The 21,068-nt window shown below is 66.4% G+C and carries 23 protein-coding genes and 2 pseudogenes; 7 read left to right on the top strand and 18 right to left on the bottom strand.

Annotation, left to right across the window (positions count from 1 at the left end; genetic code table 11):
• The first annotated feature begins 147 nt into the window (after positions 1–147).
• Genes cobG through A5764_RS15655 form a run of 3 tightly spaced genes read left to right on the top strand, consistent with a single transcriptional unit; the run spans position 148 to position 3,366 of the window.
• Positions 148–1,260, top strand: coding sequence for a precorrin-3B synthase (gene cobG, locus A5764_RS15665; RefSeq protein ID WP_067114424.1), 1,113 nt, complete (start codon positions 148–150; stop codon positions 1,258–1,260).
• Between the two features lie 4 nt (positions 1,261–1,264).
• Positions 1,265–1,891, top strand: a complete 627-nt coding sequence (locus tag A5764_RS15660; RefSeq protein WP_067114423.1) for a precorrin-8X methylmutase — start codon at positions 1,265–1,267, stop codon at positions 1,889–1,891.
• Positions 1,888–3,366, top strand: coding sequence for a precorrin-2 C(20)-methyltransferase (locus A5764_RS15655; RefSeq protein WP_067114422.1), 1,479 nt, complete (start codon positions 1,888–1,890; stop codon positions 3,364–3,366). The genes A5764_RS15660 and A5764_RS15655 overlap by 4 nt, the downstream gene beginning before the upstream one ends.
• Here the strand turns inward: A5764_RS15655 and A5764_RS15650 are convergent.
• The 3 genes from A5764_RS15650 to A5764_RS28885 form a co-directional block, all read right to left on the bottom strand.
• Positions 3,363–3,992: a flavodoxin family protein gene (locus A5764_RS15650; protein WP_067114548.1), complete on the bottom strand. Its 630-nt coding sequence runs from the start codon at positions 3,990–3,992 to the stop codon at positions 3,363–3,365. The genes A5764_RS15655 and A5764_RS15650 overlap by 4 nt on opposite strands.
• A gap of 42 nt (positions 3,993–4,034) precedes the next feature.
• Positions 4,035–5,579 carry a PPE family protein gene (locus tag A5764_RS15645; RefSeq protein WP_067114421.1) on the bottom strand — a complete coding sequence of 515 codons (1,545 nt, stop codon included), beginning with the start codon at positions 5,577–5,579 and terminating at the stop codon, positions 4,035–4,037.
• An 82-nt stretch (positions 5,580–5,661) separates the two neighbouring features.
• The gene (locus A5764_RS28885) at positions 5,662–5,838 is read right to left on the bottom strand and encodes a hypothetical protein (protein WP_197501512.1); all 177 of its coding nucleotides are present in this window, start codon (positions 5,836–5,838) and stop codon (positions 5,662–5,664) included.
• On the opposite strand from A5764_RS28885, the pseudogene A5764_RS29420 reads away from it, so the two are divergent.
• Together A5764_RS29420 and sigC are read left to right on the top strand one after the other, a co-directional pair.
• A pseudogene (locus A5764_RS29420) lies at positions 5,791–6,396 on the top strand (DUF2275 domain-containing protein); the annotation flags it as partial. The gene A5764_RS28885 and the pseudogene A5764_RS29420 sit on opposite strands and share 48 nt — an antisense overlap.
• 156 nt (positions 6,397–6,552) lie before the next feature.
• Positions 6,553–7,107: an RNA polymerase sigma factor SigC gene (sigC, locus tag A5764_RS29415; RefSeq protein ID WP_231989726.1), complete on the top strand. Its 555-nt coding sequence runs from the start codon at positions 6,553–6,555 to the stop codon at positions 7,105–7,107.
• On the opposite strand, the gene A5764_RS15635 is transcribed toward sigC, so the two are convergent.
• From A5764_RS15635 to A5764_RS15620, 4 genes are read right to left on the bottom strand one after another with little or no spacing between them, the layout of a single operon-like run.
• A complete protein-coding gene (locus A5764_RS15635) occupies positions 7,104–7,832 on the bottom strand; it encodes a cobalt-precorrin-6A reductase (RefSeq protein WP_156664715.1) in 729 nt (242 codons plus the stop codon). The genes sigC and A5764_RS15635 overlap by 4 nt on opposite strands.
• The gene (gene cobM, locus A5764_RS15630; RefSeq protein WP_067114547.1) at positions 7,829–8,584 is read right to left on the bottom strand and encodes a precorrin-4 C(11)-methyltransferase; all 756 of its coding nucleotides are present in this window, start codon (positions 8,582–8,584) and stop codon (positions 7,829–7,831) included. The genes A5764_RS15635 and cobM overlap by 4 nt, the downstream gene beginning before the upstream one ends.
• Entirely contained in the window at positions 8,581–9,750 is a 1,170-nt protein-coding gene (locus A5764_RS15625; RefSeq protein ID WP_067114418.1) for a bifunctional cobalt-precorrin-7 (C(5))-methyltransferase/cobalt-precorrin-6B (C(15))-methyltransferase, read from the bottom strand. The genes cobM and A5764_RS15625 overlap by 4 nt, the downstream gene beginning before the upstream one ends.
• Positions 9,747–10,496, bottom strand: coding sequence for an SDR family NAD(P)-dependent oxidoreductase (locus A5764_RS15620; protein ID WP_067114417.1), 750 nt, complete (start codon positions 10,494–10,496; stop codon positions 9,747–9,749). The genes A5764_RS15625 and A5764_RS15620 overlap by 4 nt, the downstream gene beginning before the upstream one ends.
• A gap of 35 nt (positions 10,497–10,531) precedes the next feature.
• On the opposite strand from A5764_RS15620, the gene A5764_RS15615 reads away from it, so the two are divergent.
• Positions 10,532–10,942 carry a F420-dependent biliverdin reductase gene (locus A5764_RS15615; RefSeq protein WP_067114416.1) on the top strand — a complete coding sequence of 137 codons (411 nt, stop codon included), beginning with the start codon at positions 10,532–10,534 and terminating at the stop codon, positions 10,940–10,942.
• Positions 10,943–10,988: 46 nt separating this feature from the next.
• Here A5764_RS15615 and A5764_RS27590 read toward each other — a convergent pair whose 3' ends face one another.
• The 5 genes from A5764_RS27590 to A5764_RS27575 all read right to left on the bottom strand — a co-directional run bounded on the left by A5764_RS27590 (position 10,989) and on the right by A5764_RS27575 (position 13,388).
• Positions 10,989–11,204: a hypothetical protein gene (locus A5764_RS27590; RefSeq protein WP_082951719.1), complete on the bottom strand. Its 216-nt coding sequence runs from the start codon at positions 11,202–11,204 to the stop codon at positions 10,989–10,991.
• Between the two features lie 50 nt (positions 11,205–11,254).
• Positions 11,255–11,473, bottom strand: a complete 219-nt coding sequence (locus A5764_RS15610) for a hypothetical protein (RefSeq protein ID WP_067114415.1) — start codon at positions 11,471–11,473, stop codon at positions 11,255–11,257.
• Positions 11,474–11,516: 43 nt separating this feature from the next.
• Entirely contained in the window at positions 11,517–11,780 is a 264-nt protein-coding gene (locus A5764_RS27585) for a hypothetical protein (RefSeq protein ID WP_082951718.1), read from the bottom strand.
• 69 nt (positions 11,781–11,849) lie between these two features.
• On the bottom strand, positions 11,850–12,434 hold the full coding sequence (locus A5764_RS28380) for a hypothetical protein (protein ID WP_156664703.1): 585 nt from the start codon (positions 12,432–12,434) through the stop codon (positions 11,850–11,852).
• Between the two features lie 138 nt (positions 12,435–12,572).
• Positions 12,573–13,388, bottom strand: coding sequence for an ADP-ribosyltransferase (locus tag A5764_RS27575; protein ID WP_231989719.1), 816 nt, complete (start codon positions 13,386–13,388; stop codon positions 12,573–12,575).
• Between the two features lie 63 nt (positions 13,389–13,451).
• Here A5764_RS27575 and A5764_RS27570 point away from each other — a divergent pair.
• Positions 13,452–13,538 (top strand): annotated as a pseudogene (locus A5764_RS27570) (PPOX class F420-dependent enzyme); the annotation flags it as partial.
• Positions 13,539–13,554: 16 nt separating this feature from the next.
• On the opposite strand, the gene A5764_RS27565 reads toward A5764_RS27570, so the two are convergent.
• The 6 genes from A5764_RS27565 to A5764_RS15585 all read right to left on the bottom strand — a co-directional run bounded on the left by A5764_RS27565 (position 13,555) and on the right by A5764_RS15585 (position 21,054).
• A complete protein-coding gene (locus A5764_RS27565) occupies positions 13,555–14,091 on the bottom strand; it encodes a TNT antitoxin family protein (protein WP_082951716.1) in 537 nt (178 codons plus the stop codon).
• 40 nt (positions 14,092–14,131) lie between these two features.
• Complete coding sequence (locus A5764_RS30090) at positions 14,132–14,323, bottom strand: hypothetical protein (RefSeq protein WP_369807328.1); 192 nt, start codon at positions 14,321–14,323, stop codon at positions 14,132–14,134.
• Positions 14,324–14,435: 112 nt separating this feature from the next.
• Positions 14,436–14,714, bottom strand: coding sequence for a hypothetical protein (locus A5764_RS29410; protein ID WP_082951714.1), 279 nt, complete (start codon positions 14,712–14,714; stop codon positions 14,436–14,438).
• A 132-nt stretch (positions 14,715–14,846) separates the two neighbouring features.
• Entirely contained in the window at positions 14,847–15,488 is a 642-nt protein-coding gene (locus A5764_RS15600; protein WP_156664702.1) for a hypothetical protein, read from the bottom strand.
• A complete protein-coding gene (locus tag A5764_RS27550) occupies positions 15,485–18,562 on the bottom strand; it encodes a glycohydrolase toxin TNT-related protein (RefSeq protein WP_369807332.1) in 3,078 nt (1,025 codons plus the stop codon). Before A5764_RS27550 ends, A5764_RS15600 begins: the two co-directional genes overlap by 4 nt.
• A gap of 236 nt (positions 18,563–18,798) precedes the next feature.
• Positions 18,799–21,054, bottom strand: coding sequence for an alpha/beta hydrolase-fold protein (locus A5764_RS15585; RefSeq protein WP_067114410.1), 2,256 nt, complete (start codon positions 21,052–21,054; stop codon positions 18,799–18,801).
• Positions 21,055–21,068 lie beyond the last annotated feature (14 nt).

Here is a 21,068-nt window from a genome sequence, read left to right as displayed (position 1 = left end):
GCCCGAATCCCGCAACGAATGCACGCTCGGCGCGGGCTCTCCTGCCTGCCGGAATCGGACTGCCCGCAGTGTCGGGTCCAGCAGCAGCGGGCGCTCAGCGTGGTCGGCTACTCGAATCGCGGGCGGGCCAAGCCGTACCGTGGATAGATGGTCAGGGCCCGCGACACCGACGCTTGCCCGGGTGCGTTGCAGGTGCACCAGGCCGCCGACGGCGCACTGGTGCGCGTCCGGCTGCCCGGGGGCGCGATAACCGCCGCCCAATTGGCCACGCTGGCGCGCGTCTCGAGTGAACTCGGCGGCGGGACGCTCGAGCTGACCGCCCGCGGCAACGTGCAGCTGCGCGGGATCGGTGATGTCACGGCGGCCGCCGAGGCCCTCGCACAGGCCGGGCTGTTGCCGTCGCCGACGCACGAGCGCGTCCGCAACATCGTCGCGTCGCCGCTGTCCGGCCGGGCTGGCGGGCGCGCGGACATCCGCGTGTGGGTGAGCAAGCTGGACGCGGCGATTTGCGCCGACCAGAGGCTGGTGGAACTTGGCGGCCGGTTTTGGTTCAGTCTCGACGACGGCCGCGCGGACGTCTCCGGGCTGGGCGCCGATGCCGGCGTGCACGTGCTGGACGACGGTGTGGCGCTGCTGTTGTCGGGACGCGACACCGGTGTGCGGGTGCCGGAAGACGAGGTCGCCGAGTCGCTGGTCGCGATTGCCGCGCGGTTCATAGAGATTCGCGGGAATGCCTGGCGCGTCAACGAATTGGCCGATGCGGCGGTCCTGCTGCCCGGGGCCGAACTGAGCGCAACGACGTTTCCGCCCGTCACCAAGCCACCGGTGGGCTGGATCGGCCAGCGGGACGGCCGGGTCGCGCTGGGAGCGGCGGTGCCGCTGGGCCTGCTGTCGGCGCGGGTCGCCGAGTATCTTGCCGCCATCGAGGCCCCGCTGGTGATCACGCCGTGGCGATCGGTGCTGGTGTGCGATCTCGACGAGGCTGTGGCCGACACCGCGCTTCGCGTGCTGGCGCCGCTGGGCCTGGTGTTCGACGAGAACTCCCCTTGGCTGAGCGTCAGCGCCTGCACCGGCAGCCCCGGGTGCGCGCACGCGGCGGCCGACGTGCGCGCCGACGCCGCGATGTCGTTGCAGGCGGATTCCGCGGTGCACCGTCACTTCGTCGGCTGCGAACGCGCCTGCGGCAGCCCGCCGGCCGGTCAGGTGCTGGTGGCCACCGGACAGGGATATCGGCTGCTACGTGCGGAGCCCTTAAGGTGAGCGGGTGCTCGACTATATCCGCGACGCGGCGGAGATCTATCGCCAGTCGTTCGCGGCCATCCGCGCCGAAGCCGACCTGACGCGGTTTCCGGAAGACGTCGCCCGTGTGGTGGTGCGGCTGATCCACACGTGCGGTCAGGTCGACGTCGCCGAGCACGTCGCCTACACCGACGACGTGGTGGCGCGCGCCGGCGCCGCCCTTTGCGCGGGGGCCCCGGTGTTGTGCGACTCGTCGATGGTGGCCGCCGGGATCACCAGGGCTCGGCTGCCCGCCGGCAACGAGGTGGTGTCGCTGGTGGCCGACCCGCGCGCCGCCGGGCTGGCCGCACGCCGCCACACCACCCGCTCGGCGGCCGCGGTGGAGCTGTGGGCAGACCGGCTGACCGGCGCGGTGCTGGCGATCGGGAACGCCCCCACCGCCTTATTCCGGCTGCTGGAGCTGATCGACGAGGGGGCTTCCCCGCCGGCCGCGGTGCTCGGCGGGCCCGTCGGATTCGTCGGGTCGGCCCAGTCCAAGCAGGAGCTGATCGACCGTCCGCGCGGGATGTCCTACCTGGTGGTGCGGGGCCGCCGCGGCGGCAGCGCCATGGCCGCCGCGGCCGTCAACGCGATCGCGAGCGATAACGAATGACGAAGCGGGGCAAGCTATTTGGAGTCGGGTTGGGGCCCGGCGATCCGGAGTTGGTTACGGTCAAGGCCGCCCGGCTGATCGGCGAGGCCGACGTGGTGGCCTATCACAGCGCCCGGCACGGCCGCAGCATCGCGCGCGGCATCGCGCAGCCGTACCTGCGTGGGGGCCAGATCGAGGAGCACCTGATCTATCCGGTGACCACCGAGGCGACCGACCACCCCGGCGGCTACGCCGGCGCGCTCGAAGACTTCTATGCCGATGCCACCCGGCGCATCGCCGAGCACCTGGATGCCGGTCGCGACGTGGCGCTGCTCGCCGAGGGCGACCCGCTGTTCTACAGCTCCTACATGCATCTGCACACCCGGCTGACGCAGCGGTTCAACGCCGTCATCGTGCCCGGTGTCACGTCGGTGAGCGCCGCCTCGGCGGCCATCGCGACGCCGCTGGTGGCCGGCGACGAGGTGCTGTCGGTGCTACCGGGGACGCTGCCCGTCGGGGAGCTGACGCGGCGCCTCGCCGACGCCGACGCCGCGGTGGTGCTCAAGCTCGGCCGCTCCTATCACGCTGTGCGCGAAGCGCTTTCGGCATCGGGCCAGCTTGACGACGCGTTCTACGTCGAGCGGGCCAGCACACCGGGGCAACGGATACTGCCCGCCGCGGAGGTCGATGAGGCCGGCGTGCCGTACTTCTCGCTGGCCATCGTGCCGGGCGGCCGGCAGCGGCAAGCGTCGTCCCGGGCCGGCACCGTCGCGGTCGTGGGCCTGGGGCCCGGCGACGGCGACTGGATGACGCCGCAGAGCCGGCGCGAGCTGGCCGCCGCGACGGACCTGATCGGCTATGGCGGCTATTTGGATCGCGTCCCGGTGCGGGATGGCCAACGGCGCCATCCCAGCGACAACACCGACGAACCCGCGCGGGCGCGGCTGGCCTGCTCACTGGCCGAGCAGGGGAATACCGTCGCGGTGGTGTCGTCGGGCGATCCGGGGGTGTTCGCGATGGCGACCGCCGTCCTGGAAGAGGCCAAGCAATGGCCGAGCGTGCGGATCCGCGTCATCCCGGCGATGACGGCCGCGCAGGCCGTCGCCAGCAGGGTCGGCGCCCCCCTGGGTCACGACTACGCGGTGATCTCGCTGTCCGACCGGCTCAAACCGTGGGAGGTGATTGCCGCGCGGCTCGATGCGGCGGCCGCCGCCGATCTGGTGCTGGCCATCTACAACCCGGCATCCAAGACGCGCACCTGGCAGGTCGGCGCGATGCGCGACGTGCTGCTGGCCCATCGCGAACCCGGCACGCCGGTGGTGATCGGCCGCAACGTGTCGGGCCCCGACGAAGACGTCCGCGTGGTGCGACTGGCCGACCTCGTCGCCGCCGACATCGACATGCGCTGCCTGCTGATCGTCGGATCGTCGCAAACCCAGTGGTACGCAGACGATTTCGGTGACCGGGTGTTCACCCCTCGGCGCTATCCCGCCTAGCGCTTGTAGGGCGGGTAGGGGCTTTGGCGCAGCACGTGGGCCAGGTGCACGGCGTTGCGAGCCGCGGATTCGGTGGTGGTGGCGATCGCCTCCGGCACCTCATCGAGGTCTGTGAAGTCACCGCCCTGCATGGCCTCGCCGTTCCAATACGTGCAGCCCTGCGCCGGAATGGAGAAGCCGATGTCGTTGAGCGCCTGAAAGAGGTCGGCGACGATCTTGTGGGCACCGTCCTCGTTGCCGACCACCGCGGCCAGCGCCACTTTGCCGACCATCTTGGGCCGCCCGGCCTCGTCCTCGTCGGAAAGCTCGGCGTCCAGTCGCTCGAGGACGCGCTGCGCGACGCTGGACATGTGGCCCACCCACGTTGGTGTGGAAACGACGACGATGTCTGTAGCCCTTACCTTTTCGAGTACCTGCGGCCAGTCGTCCCCCGGTCCCATGTCGGCTTCCGTGCCGGGCAGCAGGTTCAGGTCGACGCAGCGGACCTTCTCGCCGTCGGCGCCGGCTCTGCGCAGTTGCTCGAGCACCTGGTCGGCCATCAGCTCGCTACTGGAGGTGGCGGGGCTCTTCTTCAACGTGCAGATCAACGCGATGGCGCGCGGGCGTTGCTGGGTTGCTGAGGTCATGGTGACCACATACCCGTGTGCCGCGTCGACAAACGACGCCGACTACTTCGGCGGCCCGTCACCCCAGCTGCTCGGCAGCATCGGCAGGGTCGGGCGGTCGCTCAGCCCGTCGCCGGTCAGCGTCGTCAGGCCGGTCGCTTCCCTCACGGCGGATTGCGCTGTCGCACCGGCAAATCCGAGCGGCCCCGCACCCACCCCAGACGCTTCCGCATCCATGTATTCGTAGCGGTGGGCGCGGTCCTTCACCGTCGCAACCTGCCGGCGACGGCGCCGTGCCCGCTCACCGGCCGCTGTCGCCGCGGGGGCGCCGGCATCGGCATCGTCGGGCGCGGGTTCCTCGGCCTTGCGACGCGCGCGGCCGCCGGCGCCGCTGCGCGCGGACAATCCCGAGAGCCCCACGGCATACAGGGCGTCGGACATGCCCGCGCCGAGCCCGCTCGACGAGGTCGGGCCGAAGCCGAGCCCGGGCCCGGCGGGTCCCCCACCGGGCGCGGGCGCGGCGCTCGGCGCCGATGGACTGGTGACCGTCGCTGCGCTGCTGGCGCTCGCGGGTGCGACGCCCGGCGCTCCGGGCGTCGGCACGGCACCCACCGGCGCCGTCCCTGCCACGGCCGTCGGCACGGACGTGGCCACGGAAACCGGGACCGCGATGCCGGCCGCGGCGCCGGCGCCGGCGGCCACACCGGCGGCGCCGACGGCTGGAACGGCCACCAAGGCGGGGGCCAGCGACATCGCCAGCTGAACCGCCTGTTGCCCGAACGGCAAGAAGATCATCAACGTGTGAAAGGTGGCCCAGGCCAGGGCGCTGGCCAGGGCCGGAGACATTCCGGGGATCTGCATCAGGGCGGAGCTGAGCCCGTTGGCGAACGGGACCGCGGGAATGGGCCACCCGGCGGGGTTGAGGTCCTTCGACACCGGCCACGCGAACTTGCTGGTGTATTGCTGGATGTAATAGGCGAGCTGATTCTCCCAGGCGGTGAGCTGGTCCTGCCACGACATGCCGGCGGCCGTGGCGGCTTGCTGCCGTGCTGCGCTGGCCGCCTGCCCGCCAGGGGCGACGATCTGGGGCGCCGGCGCGGTCGCGGGGACCGCCGCGAGAGCCGATTCTGTGACGGCCTGGTAGGCGGTCATCGTCGTGGCCGCCTGGATCCACATGCGCACGTAGTCGGCTTCGTTCAACGCGATCGGGATGGTGTTGATGCCAAAGAAGTTGGTCGCGACCAGGGCCGCGTGCACGGCATGATTCGTCGCCAGCTCCGCCAGCGTGGGCATGGCGGCCAGCGCCGTGGTGTAGGCGCCGGCGGCCGTCTCGTGCAGGGTTGCCGCGACCGTGCTCTTGGCGGCGCTTTCGAGCAGCCAGCTCAGGTACGGGGCATGCGCCGCCACGTACCGTTCCGCCGTGGGGCCATCCCACGCGCTTTGGGCCTCGGCCAGCAGCGCGATGAGTTCGTCTGCAGCGCCGCCATATTCGGTGCTCAGGGACGTCCATACCGCCGCGGCGGCGAGCAGCGGCCCGGGACCCGGGCCGCTGCTGAGCAAGGTCGAGTGCACCTCCGGCGGCAACGCAATCCAGATCGGGGCGGTCATCGTCGGTGGCCTTCGGCAGCGTGCAGGGACACAAACACCCCTTCGGTGAAGGTCATAGGCGGTGGGCTGGAGATGCTTTCCTTCAGTTGTCGGTTCGCGGCACGGTTTGGTTCCAGCGATCTGTTTTCGCGAGCCCTTTGCGCGCAGACCGGGCATGCGCAACGATGCAGGGATGCGGTGTGACGTTGCGCGTGAAGCGCTTTCTGCGCGGTTGGACGGCGAGCGTCCGGATGTGCTCGCGCAGCAGGTCGATGCCCATTTGGAATCTTGTCGACGTTGCCGCGCCTGGCTGATCGGCGCGGCCGTGCAGACCCGCCGGCTGGCCACGATTGAACCGGGCGAGGGACCGGACCTGGTCGAAAAAATCATGACCCGCATCGGCGAGCAGTCGCCCGCGTACCGCCGGTCGACGCGCTGGCTGCGATCCCGCTACCGGCGTTGGGGCCTGATCGGTGTCGGTTTGTTTCAGGTGGCGATCGCTGCGGCCCAAATCGCCGGGATCGATTTCGGCATGGTGTCGGACCACATGCACGGGGCGATGTCCGGCGAGCACTTGATGCACGAGTCCACCGCGTGGTTGCTGGCGTTGGGCATAGCGATGGTCGCCGCCGGCGTATGGCCCGTGACCGCGATTGGCGTCGCGGCGATTACCGGCGTGTATTCCGTCGCGCTGTTGAGTTATGTGGTCGTGGACGCCTTCGCTGGTGAGGTGACGGCGACGCGGATCGCCAGTCACATGCCGTTGCTGTTGGGGCTGGTGTTCGCGCTGCTGGTGGCGCGGGAACGGGTCGGGACGCGGAGGCCGCATTCCTCCGATGCCGCCGATGGCGAGCTCAGCTGGCCGTCGGAGTCACACACCGGTCGGCGACGCGGACACCTCTGGCCGATCGACCGCTTGGCCCCCGGCCCGATGGCGGTCTCTACGACGGCCGGTCGTAGACTGGCCCGGCCCGCGCAACTAAGGTGGTTGCTCATGACCGCGTCATCCGACGACGAGGCCGTTACCGAACTTGCCTTGGCAGCCGCACGCGGGAATTCGCGAGCGCTAGAGGCGTTCATCAAAGCCACCCAGCAAGACGTCTGGCGGTTTGTCGCCTACCTGTGCGACGCCGGCAACGCCGATGACCTGACCCAGGAAACCTATTTGCGGGCAATCGGAGCGATCGAACGGTTCTCCGGGCGGTCCAGTGCCCGTACCTGGCTGCTGGCCATCGCGCGCCGCGTCGTCGCCGATCACATCCGCCACGTCCAGTCGCGTCCGCGCACCGCATCGGGCGCCGACCCCGAACACATGCCCAGTGCCGACCGTCACGCCCGCGGATTCGAGGACCTGGTCGAGGTGACGACGATGATCGCCGGCCTCACCCCCGAACAGCGAGAAGCCTTGCTGCTCACCCAGTTGCTCGGGCTGCCATACGCCGACGCCGCGGCGGTGTGCGGCTGCCCGGTGGGAACCATCCGGTCCCGCGTCGCCCGCGCCCGCGACGCGCTGCTGGCGGATGCCGAACGCGACGACCTGACCGGCTAGCCCAATCCCCCAACCCACTTAGCGGCGTCTTGCACGCTGCCGACCGTCGTCACCCCTACCGGTAGCGGTGGCCGCTCGACCATCACCACCGAAACACTGAGCGCGGCAGCGGCGTCCAGTTTTGCGCGGGTCATGTCGCCGCCGCTGTTCTTGGTGACCAAGGCGTCGATGCGGTGCTCACGCAGCAGCGCCAGCTCGTCGTCGTAGCGATACGGGCCGCGCGACAGCAGCACCTGGTTGTGCCGCGGCAGACCGGCGGCGTCCGGGGCCGTGACGGCGCGGATCAGAAACCAGGCGTCGCTGTCGGCGAAGGCTTTGACTCCCGATCGGCCGGTGGTGAGGAACACCCGCGAATAACCTTGCCGGGCAACCGTGTCCGCGGCCTCGGCATCCGATTTGACCACCATGGCGTCGCCGGGATCCCATTGCGGCCGGGCCAACACCAGATGCGGTATCCGCAATTCGCCGCACACTGCGGCGACGTTCGCGGTCATGGTCGCGGCAAACGGGTGGGTGGCGTCGACCACGGCATCGATGCGTTCATCGCGCAGCCAGCACCGGAGCCCGTCGACGCCGCCGAAGCCGCCGATGCGCACCGGGCCGACCGGCAGGGCCGGGTCCGGCACCCGGCCGGCCAACGAGCTGATGATGTCGACTTGCGGGTGCAGGGCTTTCGCCAGCGCCCGGGCCTCGGCGGTGCCGCCGAGCAGCAGGACCCGCATCAGTGCCGGTTCCCGCGGGTGCGCCCGGTCGAGTAGAGGTAGCTGTCGGTGAACCCTTCGGTGGCGAGCACCTCGCCGACGATGATCACGGCGGTCTTGGTGATGTTGGCGTCGCGCATCTGCTCGGTGATGCCGGCCAGCGTGCCGCGCAGCACGGTCTGCTGCGGCCAGCTCGCGAAAGCCACGACGGCGGCGGGTGTTTCGGCTCGGTAGCCCCCTTCGAGCAGTTGCGGGACGATGGCGTCGATTTGGGCGGCGGCCAGGTGGAGGACCAGGGTGGCGCCCGATTTGGCGAGGGTTGCCAGGTCCTCGCCGGGCGGCATGGCTGTCGACAGGGTCGCTACCCGGGTCAGCGTGACGGTCTGAGCCACCCCCGGAACGGTCAGTTCGCGTTTGAGTTCGGCCGCCGCCGCGGCGAAAGCTGGTACGCCGGGCACGATCTCGTAGTCGATGGCAAGCGCGTCGAGTCGTCGGCACTGCTCGGCCAGCGCGCTGTACAGCGACGGGTCGCCGGAGTGCAGCCGTGCGACGTCGTGGCCGGCGGCGTCGGCGTCGGCGAGTGCGGTGATGATCTGATCTAGCGTCAAGGGGCCGGTGTCAACGATGTTCGCGCCGGACGGGCACAGCGTTAGCAGGTCGTCGGGCATGATGGAGCCCGCGTAGAGGCACGTTTGGCAACGTTGCAGCAGCCGTTGGCCGCGGACGGTGATGAGGTCGGCGGCGCCCGGGCCCGCGCCGATGAAATACACGGTCACCTGGTCACCGCCCATTGGGTGACCGGCATCTGGGGGCGCCATCCGGTGAAGCCGCCCAGCGGCTCGCCCTGATAGTGCTGGAAGCGCCGAAGCTGGCCGCCGAAGCGCGAATAGGCCTGTGTAAGAACGGATTCCGATTCGGCGGTGACGGCGTTGGCGATCAGCCGTCCGCCGGTCGGCAAGTGGTCGAGGCACGCGTCGAGCAGGCCCGGCTGGGTCAGGCCGCCGCCGATGAAGATCGCCGACGGCGCTTCGGCGCCGTCGAAGGCGCGCGGCGCTTCGCCCCGCACGTCGATGGTGACGCCGAAGGCCGCGGCATTGAACCCGACGTTGACCCGGCGCAGCTCGTCGCGTTCGAACGCCACGGCGGTGCAACCCCGCCAACTTCGGCACCATTCGACGCCGATGCTGCCCGAGCCCGCGCCGACGTCCCACAGCCGCTCCCCCGGTCGCGGCGCCAGCGCGGCCAGGGTCACCGCCCTGATCCCGTGTTTGGTGATCTGCCCGTCGTGGACGAACGCGTCGTCGGGCATGGACGAGGTGCGCTCGTCGGGCAGGTAGCGGACGGCGATGACGTTGAGGTCGTCAACGTCGGGCGCGTCGTCGGCCCACTGGCGGGCGGTGCCGTCGCGGCGCAGTTCGGTTGGGGCGCCGAGCCGTTCGAGCACGATGAATTCGGAGTCACCACGGCCGTGGGCGTTGAGCAGCACCGCCAGCGCCTTGGGGGTGGACCGGTTTTGTGACAGCACGATCGCCTGTCCGCCGCGGCGCACCGCGGTGTGCGGCTGGGCGGTGACCAGACTGATCGCTTCTGTGTCGTGGACGTTCCAGCCCATCCGGGCGCAGGCCAGCGTCACCGAGGACACGTGCGGCAGGACTTTGACCCGGTCGGGCCCGTGCAGCCGGATCAGCGTGCCGCCGATGCCGTGCAGCAGCGGGTCGCCGCTGGCCACCACGTGGATGTCGGTGGGGTGATCGCCGAGCAGGGTTTGCAGCGCGGGCAGCATCGGTGACGGCCACTCGCGTCGGGGCGCGGGCACGGTGTCGTCGAGCAGGTCAAGCTGTCTTCTGGACCCGTAAACCACTGTGGCCCTGCGCAATTCGGCGCGCGATGTTTCGGCGAGACCGGCCATGCCGTCGGCGCCGATGCCGACCACGACGATCATCGGGGCATCCTTCGCCAGACGAACTGCGGCAGCAGCCGCATCACGAAGAACATCGGCCGCAGTGACCAGGGGATCCACACGGTGCGACGTCCCTTCGCCAGCGCACGCGCGGTTGCGGCGGCCACCTGCTCTGGGGTGCTGGACAGCGGCGCGGGCCTCATGCCTTCGGTCATGCGTCCGATGACGAAGCCCGGGCGCGCGATGAGCAGCCGTACGCCGGTGCCGTGCAGCGCGTCGGCCAGCCCGCTGGCGAAGCCGTCCAGGCCGGCCTTCGCCGAACCATAGACGTAATTGGCGCGGCGCACCCGGACCCCGGCGACCGAGGAGAACACCACCAGCGAGCCCCGGCCGGCTTGGCGCATCGCGGCGGCCAGGTGGGTGAGCATGCTGACTTGGTCGACGTAGTCGGTGTGCACGATGGCCACCGCGTGCGCGGCGTCGGTCTCGGCGCGGGCCTGGTCGCCCAGGATGCCGAACGCGAGCACCGCGGTGTTGATCGGTCCGTGTTCCGCGACGACCTCGGCGACCAGCGGGCCGTGCGAGGCCAGGTCGTCCGCGTCGAATTCTTTGGTATGCACCGCCGCGGCGCCGGCGGCTTTCAGGGTGGCGACCTCTTCGTCGAGTTGGTCCGCGTTGCGCGCGGCGAGCACCACCGTCGCCCCGGGCGCCAAGCGCCGCGCCAGGTCGATGCCGATTTCGCTGCGGCCGCCCAGGATTAGCACTGGACCGGCGCCCGTGTCGTCCACGGCTGCGATTATTACCTGCGCTAGCGTGGGCGGTGATGGCGAATACCACTACCCGGCTTACCGACGATGCGTTGGCATTCCTGTCCGAACGTCATTTGGCCATGCTGACCACGCTGCGGGCCGACAACTCGCCGCATGTGGTGGCCGTGGGTTTCACCTTCGATCCCAAGACCCACATCGCACGGGTCATCACCACCGGTGGCTCGCAGAAGGCCGTGAACGCCGACCGAGCCGGGATGGCCGTGCTCAGCCAGGTCGACGGCGCGCGGTGGCTGTCGCTGGAGGGCCGGTCGAAGGTGAACAGCGACGCCGACGCCGTGCGTGATGCCGAACTGCGCTATGCCCAGCGGTATCGCACGCCCCGGCCCAACCCGCGACGGGTGGTCATCGAGGTACAGGTGGAAAGGGTGCTCGGGTCGTCGGATCTGCTTGACCGCGGCGACTAGTTCTTGGGTCGATTAGGTCGGACCGGACATCGTGGCGACCTAAGAGCTACTCTCGGTTCCAGTTTTCGTACTCGGTGCCTGAGGTGTCGTCCCAAAACTTCGGAGACACTTCTCTGACTCGATCTTCCGGAGCCACGGCGTTTATCTTTTGCTCGAATTCGTCAAATTGCTTTCGGATTTCAGCCAGCTCCTCTTGGGTGGGCGGAGTAACCCCGGCCTCTTCTGGAGTAGAAAAGATTTTGCCAGCAATGTGCTTCGCCATTCGTCCTCTCCCATAATCTGTTCACAGCCTGGAGTCGGTCGCTCCCGCGCCTATTGCTCTTTCCGCTGAGGGTCGTACTCAGTACCAGATACATCATCCCAGAACTTTGGCGAGATTTCCGTCGGACGGTCTTCCTCGGCTACGGCATCTACCTTCTTCTGGAACTCGTCGAAGAGTTTCCGTGCACGCGCGAGCTTCTCTTCCGACGGCGGAGCGGCACCCGCCTCTTCGGCCGTCAAAAAGATCTTTCCAGCAATCTCCTTGGCCACTTCAAACTCCTCTCATCTATGGTTTGCATATGTTTGTCGCGTGCTACACGGGAGTTCCGCGGTTACTTCCCGGTCTCTGCAAGAGCAGGTCATCGTGCTCACGCCGACGGCAAGCTTCTACGAAATCAATCGCTGCTGCTTTGTCACGCAGAAACTGATGATATTGGTCTTTGGTAATCTCGTAATACTCTTCGTAGTCAACGATCCCATTGCTTACTGGTATCGATGCATAGTAACGGCCGGAAGGCGATTCGACGCCGATCGAATACCTGTCTTCTCTTGATGAGTAGACTACCGCAAATGTCAATACATGCCTTTCAAATAGAGGGTTCACTGCACTATCGCAATGCGAATATACGCGGGTAGCAAGCCAAGGCTAGCCGGACCCTGCCAGCTGGGCAGTCACACGAGAAGGAAATCCTTCGAGCAGCTGGGAGTCTAGCTGATCATACGATAGAGGCAGAATATGATTGAAAGGCTGAATGCCTCCAGAATATGCAATAAAATAGACCGTGGGATCCGTAACTAACTCATACTTCGCTTGCTTATCAGACAAAGTCACCTTACGCACGCTAGCGTCGAGGCCGGCATCGCGCCATTGCCGTTCTAAAGGTTTGAGCCCAATCGAAACTCGAAGTAGGTCTGCAACTTCGTACATTATGTACTTGCCCGCATCTTGCACTTGCGAAAACACCGCACGAGTGGATTCCAGGGGAGTGTTGCGTCGTTCAGTCGATGCATGGAGGACTGCATAGTGTCCGTCAGAACTAAATTCCAGGATGAGCGCCGACCAGCCCGGATTGGGGTAACCTTCGCGAAAATAAAGTCGCCCGTTTTCCCAAATTGGTTCATTCGGCACCGATTGGTTAGCATATCGAAAAATTTGCCGCCACCTATTATAATGGTTGATCAATTCCTCAATATCTTGGTCATGCATATCGGTGAGCGTGTCCCTTCTCATTCCGTTAGACCTCCTTGGGCGGCCCACTCTCTGGCGGCGAATCTGGTGGGTTCTCATGCGGGGCAGGGTCGGACGGCTCGATCAGCATGCCGTTCCTCCTGAGCTCCTCAACCGATATTGGTTTCTCCGACTCGCGCTCTAACTATCTTTACGCCGAGGGTCATATTCAGTGCCAGATATGTCGTCCCAGAGCTTAGGTGAGACTTCAGTGACTCGATCTTCCGGAGCCACCGCGTCCACCTTCGCCTGAAACTCATCGAACGCTTTCCGTGCTTCCGCCAACTCTTCTGTCGGCGGAGTTACACCTGCCTCCTCTGGGGTCGAGAAAATCTTGCCGGCGATTTCTCTACTCACTATGAGCGCTCCTATCTCTAATAGGTTGGGTTGGATGTCATTGATTTCACGGTTCGATCGTTTCAATAATCGTTTGCCTGTCAAAGGGTCTATATGTTTTACTCGCAACAAAGAAACTCGTACCAGGCGGAAACAATATCTCACGCTCTCGAGGGAACAACGAACGGACGAGACATCGCGCCCCGTCTTGGAGAAGATCCTGAATTCCACATTGCCAGAGAAGGCTGGAGACCTTGCAACAGCAGGACTCGTGCTAGTACTTAAGAAAGCTTTTTCTGTGATCACTTCACCCATTCGATATTGCGCAAGCGCCTCGGACGGAAGGTTTGTGCCCCGGGTTACCGATCCGCGATACGTTGGGAGCTTCTGCAAAGCATTTTTAATGGCTTCGATACGAGCATGTTGAGTTGCATCCACAGCATTGCTCCTCAACGCGTCGTTTAAGTCTCGATAGCCGGACCCAGTGTAGTCGGCTAATGCTGACAGATCATCCGAGTTCAGCGTGCTGGAGGGGCTTGGGTGGTCGGCGCTGTCGGGAGGGCCGTCATGTTGCCCGCCATTGTCGCCGTGTCCCGGAGGTTTGCCGCCGTCGGGTGGCACCTTGGGTTGGCGGCCGCCTGGCGGACCGCCATCGCCTGCCCCGTGCGGCTCTCCACTTCACCCCCACGGCCCAATCCGCGACGGGTTGTCATCGAGGTGCAGGTGGAGCGGACACTCGGGTCGTCGGATCTGCTTGACCATGGCGAGTAGTTCGAGGCCAGTTGTCCTATAGAGGCTCGAAGAGCGGTTTTCCGTCAGGATCGACGGCCGACGCTTCAATCTGATCTACCGTCGCCGTCAGATACCGTGCCAGCTTAGTAAGTTCTGCTCTTGCAGTAACCCTGTCAGCGCTGCCTATAGCCACTGTAGAGCCATCAGAAGCGATTAACGCGAACCGCTCAACACCTTCAAACAAACGCGTGTCGATATTGTAATGGTTTGACATTCTCTCGGCTGAGTTCGGAACGCGCATGCGGGATAAACCATGGCTGGACCTTAGAGATAACGCGAACCTTCCAAAAAAATACTTTTCAATGGTGGTACTCGATGGAGCAGCCAGAACGAAATGTTCTGGTCCCATGCGATCCGAATCGGTAACGACTAGCCAGCCGTCCCGGTTCCTCCCGATCAGCAGTCGGATCTCGCCCAACGATGCCCAGAATACCGCGCGGCCATCACCGGTACGCGATCCAGGCGTCAGCGTGTAATCAGCTCGCTTAGCCCATTGCTCGAGTTGTGATGAGATTTCTATGGGGCCCGTCATTCCAATACACCCATATCAGGATCGGTTAGCTCTTCAGGTGTCATCGCCCTACTGAGTTAAGTATTCGCACCTGTATCGACCCACCCGGTCGACCAACTCCGGGTGCGACTTCAGAAACTTCGATCTGCCAGTTCTCAGGTAGACTCTTGAACATATAGGAATTATACGGATGCGCGAGACTATTGACATGTAGCGCGCGTCCCTCCCAAGATGCTGGTATTCCGTCTTCCATTACTGCCAAGTACTTCCCAGATTCAAGCCTAATCCGGTCCAACAGCCGACCGTGGGCGAATATCCCTGGAAACGGCGGAGCGGTGCCTCTCACCAGGCGTTTACTTCTCTGCTTAGGTTCGTGCCTGATACACGGGAATTCCGCGGTTACTCCCCAGTCTCTGCAAGAGCAGGTCATTGTGCTCCCGCCTGCGGCAAGCTTCAACAAAATCAGTCGCCGCGGCCTCGTCAACCAGAAATTGCTGATATTGGCCTTCGATGATCTCGTAATACTCTTCGTAGTCAACGATACCATTGCTTACTGGTACAGACACGTAATAGCGACTCGACTCGGACTCGGCGCCGATCGAATATCTTCCAGAAAGCGAAAAGCATGTATCACTGAGTTCCAAATCGTCTCCCTCAATTCGGCTCGTTGTTCCGGAACGCGTCCTTTTTTAAGCATAGTAGCACAAAAATATATTTCGTGGTGGCCCAAGTTATTAAGTTCTACCCGACGCCAAAGCTTCTTTCGAGAACACTGCTTACTTCGTAATGTCGGCGACGATTCTGAAGTTAAACCATTCCGGCGGAATTCCTTCGCGTAGAGCACCGTCAAGCTCTTCGTATGTCAACGCGATTGCGTGCGAGAAGATTGTCGCGTCGTAATCGGACATCCAGCCTCGATCGGTCTCCTCCCGATCGACTCTCAGCGAAACCCGGCCCGGATAGTTATCAGGATCGATTTCTGTCAACGACACATTCGGATCGATTCCTTCCTTGTACCACCGAAAGAGGATTGAATCGGAATACTCGCCCGGCCGCGCGAAGTCGCTTATGAGCAGCAAAAGATACTTTTCAGCGTCCTCAAAACGCCTAAACATCCAATATCTCCCCCGCGACGACCTCTCCTTCTGATCGATGTAGTATGCATCGCCTTCTTTCACTACGAAGTAAGAAATCTCGGCATCGCCGGTGAACGCCACTTCAGAATCATTAATTATTTGCGGCAGTTGTTTGCCCCAAAATCGTCGCTCCGGACTTTCCCATTCTGCGGGCCTTCGCCGGTCATCACCAGGGTAACTATCACGCGCCCGCAGGTATATCGTCTGCCAGACGAACCAAGATTCGACGACTCTTCGGAGACGAGATGGAAATTTACTCAGGTCGACATAATAGTCGTTCATGATCCACTCCCAAAGAAAAGGTGTCCGACGTCTTCCAAGAATCCTCTGCCTTCAAGCTCTTCAACGCTCGCCTTGCCATTCCTCGGTGGAACCAACCTATATTGAATACCTCCACCGCCATGGCCAAACCACGGTGCAGCGGTCGATTTTTCGATTACCCATCCACGGGGTAAGCCAACCTCGGCATGTACTTTATACACATGGTAGTCCAAGTCTAGAGACTCGCAGGGCAAAGAACGCCCTTCGTAAGGTGTTCCTTCGGGGGCCAGCCATCGACCGCGGGGGTGGCCGATACGGTCGATGAAATTCCCGTCTAACTCATTCATGATCTCCGTTGGAGTCATGTTGTGAACGGTCCCAGGAACTGCGTAGGGCTTCTCCGGATCATTCTCCTCCGGATACCGCGTTTGACCGTTTTCGTCCACGAACTCGTGCTCATACTGATCCTTTGTGAGGTCACCGTATTCGTTTGCCTCTGGAAAGACCTCTCTTGCCGTTGGGGGTTTTCCCTTGCCCGGGTTCTGACCGTCGTCAGCGCCGTCTGGGGATGGTTGGTCGTGCGCCTGATCGTCGGCTCCACTGCCGGGGCCATCGCGAGGGGGGCCCTGGTCGCCAGGCGCATGCGGACCCCCACCAGGCGGTGGCTTTCGGTGTGGCGGCCCACCCGGGGAACCGCCTTCACCCGTCCCGTGCCGGCCGCCGCGGCCCGGCGGCGGCAGTTCCGTCGGGCGACCACCCGGCGGCGCGGAATGAGGTGTCGAAGCCGACAACGATGGCGTCGGCTGCGCCGAGTGCGCGGCGACGGGCGCCGGTCCGACAGGAGACCCGCTGGGTGTTGCCGGCAAGCGAGCTGGCGTCGATTCGGCCGCTGCGGGAACAGCCGACGGCAAGCGGTCACCCACTGCGGCGGGCACGGCTGCCGGAGCGGAAACGGGCGCGGCCGCGGGTGCCGGGTCATGCGGTCCGCCGGCGGGCACGGATGCCGGTTCATGCGGACCACCGGCCGGTTCTGAGACCGGCTCATGCGGACCACCGGCCGGTTCTGGGACCGGCTCGTGCGGACCGCCGGCCGGCACTAAATCGGGATCATGGGGATCACCCGGCGTCGCGTCCGCCTGGGCAGGTGCAGACTCCGGCTCAAACCCCGGTTCATGCGGGCCGCCCCCAGCCGGCAATGGCGGTTCAGGCGAATGGCTCTCAGACACAGCGCCGGGATCATGGGGACCACCCGGCGTCGCGCCCGGCTGCGCAGGCACAGACTCCGGCTCAACCCCCGGTCCATGCGGGTCACCCCCAGCCGGCAACGGCGGTTCAGGCGAATGGCTCTCAGGCAAAGACCCAACACCATGGGGTCCACCCGGCGCGGGAGCCGCGGCGGCTGGCGGGTCGAATCCCGGTTCATGGGGTCCACCCGAGGCTGGAGCCGCGGCGGCTGGCGGGTCGAATCCCGGTTCATGCGGACCACCCGGCGGCGACGCTGGTGCAGGCGCAGCGGGCGCCGGCTCAGGCGGTGGCTCGTGCGCCCCACCCGTTGGCGCAGGCGCCGAGGCGGGAGGACCGCCTCCCGGTTCGTGCGGGCCGCCCGCCGGTGCGGGTGCCGGCTGACCACCCGGCGGTCCCGGCGGCTCCGAGGCCGTCGGCCCCGGCGAGGCAGTTGGCCCGTGAGGCGCACCGGGGGCCGCGTCCGGCGCGTGCGGTGCCGGCCCGACGGGCGCGTCCGGCAGCTTGCCCGGTGGCAAACCCACGGGGCGTCCGCCCACGGGCGGCGGCTCGATCTTGGGGAGGTTTCCGGTGACGCCTTCGAGGTCTTTTGTCAGCTTGCTTCCGGTTCCGGCGATATCAGCCAACGCGCCGCGAGCACCGGCGGCGCCCGCTACCCCACCGGCCGCTCGCTCGCCGGCACGCCCCGCGGTACCCGCGGCCTCCCCTGCGGCCTCGGCGCCGCGAGCGGCCGCTCCTGCGCCATCCGCCGCCGCACCGGCCTCCCCACCGCCAGGAATGAGCAACGTGCTGAGATCGAACAGGTTTTCACCGAACCCCAATCCCGGCCGAGCCGTGCTCCAATCATCAAGGTGCAGCAGTCCTTTCAGCTGCTGCAGCTGTGTTTCACTGGCCTCTTGGGGGTTAAACAAGGCATTGATCAGGCTGCCTTTCCACAAGCTCTTGCCCAAGTTCGCCCAGGTGTCCGCAGCGCCTTTTGGATCGAGCAGGAACCATCGCGGGTCGAGCTCACCAATGGCCTGCGCCATGCCGACTGCGCCTTTGAGGACGCCCTCGTTCGCGTTCAGCCATGTGTCGAACACGGTCGCCACCTGGTTGCCGACCGCATCGCCGAGGAAGTTCTTGAGCTCGCCGCGCACGTACTTCTCGAGCTTGACGACCTCGCCGTCGACGACCTGCATCCCCATCTTGATCGACTGCTCCATGGCCCTGGCTTCCTCACCAAAGTGGTGGAGCACGTCGTTGATGTCCCCTGCGATCTTTTTGATCTCCTCGAACGCGTCGCCTTTGACGATCAACATCAGGTCGTGCCCGATGTCGGTCAGTGATCCCAGGCGGTTCAGCAGGTCCCGGATCGCGTTCTGGGCACGACTCACCCCGTTGGCGAAGTCATCGAGCTTCCTGGCCAGCGCTTCCGACAGCTCGCCAATCTTCCCCATGCCGCCGGCGATCTTCGACAAACCCTCATCGATCAAGCCGCCTTCGGGGATGTGCTGACCATCAAACAGCGACTTCGAAGCGTTGACCGCGCCCCGCATCCCGCCCGCTGCCGCGCCGAAACTGCGCCACCGAGCCGCGGCCGCATGCAAGCCCTCGACGTCGCCGTCGGGCCACACGTCGTCGACGAACGACTGCACCACGGCCCACAGCAGCGGAGGGGGCTCCCCTTTGCCCCACGTCCCGGGCGGCCCGGGAGGCGCGATGGTGGGCGGGTCGGGCGGCGCCTGCAAGACGTCGGCACCGCCGCCCAGCCTCGAATCGGCTTCGGCCCTCGAGTAATTCGCCGCGCCTTGCTGTAGTCGGGCTCCACACTGCCGGCAGGCGTTGATCGCGGCCGCCGCCAGCGTCAACACCTTCTCCGCGGCCTCCTGGTACCCCAGCCCGAACACCGTGCCGGCCGCGTCCAGGCCGGTATGGGCGGCGAAACCGGCCGTCAACACGGTGAGGTTGGCCTCCAGGCCGCCTCCAGCGCCGTTCAGGGCGCTGCCCGCGGCATAGAGCGCCTGAGGATCTACCGCTAACGGCCCCACGCGCCGAATTCTCGCCCACGTCGAGGCGCATGGCTATTCACGCAGGTCAGGCGGACACGCTAGCCGGAGCCGGTCAGCGTGATGCGATGCCGCCCGCGCGACACGGCCACCGTCGGCCCGGCCGGCTGGCCGTCGAGCTCCACCTCGACACCGTCGGGCAGCCCGCCAAGCGTGATCTGCGCGGCGGTGTCGGTGGCGACGGTGATCGTCGATGACGGCAGCGCAGCCAGCCCGGCACGCGCCACGTCGACCCGGATTCCGGCGACCCCGGTGAGGCGCAGCGTCAGATACGGCAGCGGGTCGACGGGCCGCCCCACTCGCCAGTCCAGCTCGCTGTACACCCCGGGCGTCGGGTCGAAATCGAAGAAGACCCCGCGGTGATGCCGAATGGTGTGCGTCGGGTCCGGCCGGGCATACGACCGCGCGTCGACCTCGGCCACGGCGCCGCGCCGCGCCGTGACCGCCGGATCGGCGGTCAGCTCCGACAACCACCACACCTGATGCGGCCCGATGCCCAGATCGGCGCGCACCAGCTGCGGATGCCACGCGAACGTGATGTGCCCCGGGTCCGCTTGGCGCAGACCGGTTCCCATGTGCGAGATCGGGTCCGCGAACTTGTCCTGAAGCACCCAGGCGATGTGATCCTCGAGGGGGTAGACGGTGAACCGGTGCCGGTAGCCGAGCCGGTCCAGCTCGAGCACCTGCTCGGCGGCGGAGACGAACGGCACCAGCTCGTCGACCAAACCGTGGGCGATGACGTACGGCAACCAGCGGGCATTCACCAGCAGCTTCCAGGTGTCACCCTCGCGGGCGCACGGCGAGTCGAGGTCGAGGTCGGCCGGGATGTCGACGCCGGGAAGCAGCCGCACGCCGCACGTCGGCGGGCCGGCCAGCACCACCGCCTGCGAAAACGCCTGCGGATAGCTCAATCCCAGCTTGTAGGCGGCATACCCGCCCATCGAGTAGCCGGAGATGACCGTGCGATTGGGGTCGGTGCCGAGCTGTTCGGCCACCCGCGCCCACACTTCCCAGACGTCGAGTTCCCCGGTGTCGAAGTACCAGGTTGACGGGCCGCGGGCCAGCGGCGTGACCACCACCGAGTCGCGGCCCTCGCACACCTCGTGCAGCAGGCGCGGGTCGATCGCGGCGAACTGGCTTTGTCCGAGCGCCAGCGAGTGCAGCAGCAGCGTCAGCGGCAGCGCCCGGCCCGGTGCGTAGGTCGACGGCAGGCAGACCGAATACGGCTGCACCCGGCCGAGGAATTGCGGCTTGGTGCTCAACGTGCTCAAGATGTCTTCGGCCGCGACGCCCTGGCCCAGCTCGACCGACGAGACGTACCAGCGGGTTGTCGGGCCGGTGATCACCGGCTCCGGTGCGGTCGCCCGGGCGGCCAGTTGAGCCCACGGCACCGTCAGCGCAAACTCGGACACGTCGCCGTGGCTCAGCGCCGCGGCCTGCGCCGAATCGGACCAGAAGTTGAGGTGCGGCGGCTCCTGCTCGTGGGTGCGGAACGCGACGTTGTAGACGTTGGGCTGCCCGGGCAGCGCGCCGCGCTGGGCGGGCACGTCGGCGAACCCGTCGCCCGCCGCCGTGGCCAACCCGGCGGCCAGGCGAACCGTCCAGCTTCCGGTGGGTTCGACCAGCGCCCGCGGAACCTGCGCCATAAACGACCGCGACGCCATGTCGACGCTGTGCTTGACGGGCGTGGCCACGCGAGTGGTCAGGTCGATCACCGCCGCGGCCCTCCCGGAGATGAGCAGCGCCATGTCGATGCCCTTCGACCGCACGCCGGCCCCGGCCGGCCACTCCTCGGCGGCCGTCCGGGCGGGATCGGTGTCGAAGGTGAACAGCGCGATCGGCACGGCGGCGTCGACCAGCGTGTTCCAGTCGACCCGCCACCATGTGTCGGTCTCGGTCAGCCCGATAGCGACGCGGAAGATGTCGGCGCCGTTGTTGGCCGCGGGCCCGTGCGGATAAACGTAGGTGCCGCGCGGCGGCGCTTGAATCTTCAGGTCCCCGATCGGGACGCCCGTCGCGCCGTGGTCGTCGTAGAGGAAATCGGTCCAGAACAGCGCACCCCCGGCCAGCCGCCCGGCTCCGCAGGTGCGCGGAAACTGCTCGCCGAACGGCCAATTCGACGGCGCGGGCAGCCCCGGCTCGGGGCGCCGCGCCGCGGGCGGCACGCCCTCGGGCATCCCGTCGACGACGACGAGCTCGCCGGGCGGCGCCGGGGACGGCGCGACGGGATGCAGGAGAGCGTGAGCGACGTGACGTGCGATGCGGATCGGAAGCAGCGGAAGGTCCAGGATCGACACCCCGCCCAACCTAC

This window comes from Mycobacterium sp. 852002-51057_SCH5723018 (genome assembly GCF_001667035.1).
Lineage (GTDB): Bacteria > Actinomycetota > Actinomycetes > Mycobacteriales > Mycobacteriaceae > Mycobacterium.
Note: the sequence above shows the minus strand (reverse complement) of the source record. Positions and strands in the feature narration are given on the sequence as shown.

What these genes read in the sequence shown, in the direction of transcription:
- A5764_RS30090 (WP_369807328.1), bottom strand. Translation starts at nt 14,323, where the DNA reads ATGGAAGACGGAATACCAGCATCTTGGGAGGGACGCGCGCTACATGTC.
- A5764_RS28380 (WP_156664703.1), bottom strand. Translation starts at nt 12,434, where the DNA reads ATGAGAAGGGACACGCTCACCGATATGCATGACCAAGATATTGAGGAA.
- sigC (WP_231989726.1), top strand. Translation starts at nt 6,553, where the DNA reads ATGACCGCGTCATCCGACGACGAGGCCGTTACCGAACTTGCCTTGGCA.
- A5764_RS27590 (WP_082951719.1), bottom strand. Translation starts at nt 11,204, where the DNA reads ATGGCGAAGCACATTGCTGGCAAAATCTTTTCTACTCCAGAAGAGGCC.
- A5764_RS15615 (WP_067114416.1), top strand. Translation starts at nt 10,532, where the DNA reads ATGGCGAATACCACTACCCGGCTTACCGACGATGCGTTGGCATTCCTG.
- A5764_RS15600 (WP_156664702.1), bottom strand. Translation starts at nt 15,488, where the DNA reads ATGAACGACTATTATGTCGACCTGAGTAAATTTCCATCTCGTCTCCGA.
- A5764_RS15655 (WP_067114422.1), top strand. Translation starts at nt 1,888, where the DNA reads ATGACGAAGCGGGGCAAGCTATTTGGAGTCGGGTTGGGGCCCGGCGAT.
- A5764_RS15645 (WP_067114421.1), bottom strand. Translation starts at nt 5,579, where the DNA reads ATGACCGCCCCGATCTGGATTGCGTTGCCGCCGGAGGTGCACTCGACC.
- A5764_RS15650 (WP_067114548.1), bottom strand. Translation starts at nt 3,992, where the DNA reads ATGACCTCAGCAACCCAGCAACGCCCGCGCGCCATCGCGTTGATCTGC.
- cobG (WP_067114424.1), top strand. Translation starts at nt 148, where the DNA reads ATGGTCAGGGCCCGCGACACCGACGCTTGCCCGGGTGCGTTGCAGGTG.
- A5764_RS28885 (WP_197501512.1), bottom strand. Translation starts at nt 5,838, where the DNA reads ATGGGCATCGACCTGCTGCGCGAGCACATCCGGACGCTCGCCGTCCAA.
- A5764_RS15625 (WP_067114418.1), bottom strand. Translation starts at nt 9,750, where the DNA reads ATGATCGTCGTGGTCGGCATCGGCGCCGACGGCATGGCCGGTCTCGCC.
- A5764_RS27565 (WP_082951716.1), bottom strand. Translation starts at nt 14,091, where the DNA reads ATGACGGGCCCCATAGAAATCTCATCACAACTCGAGCAATGGGCTAAG.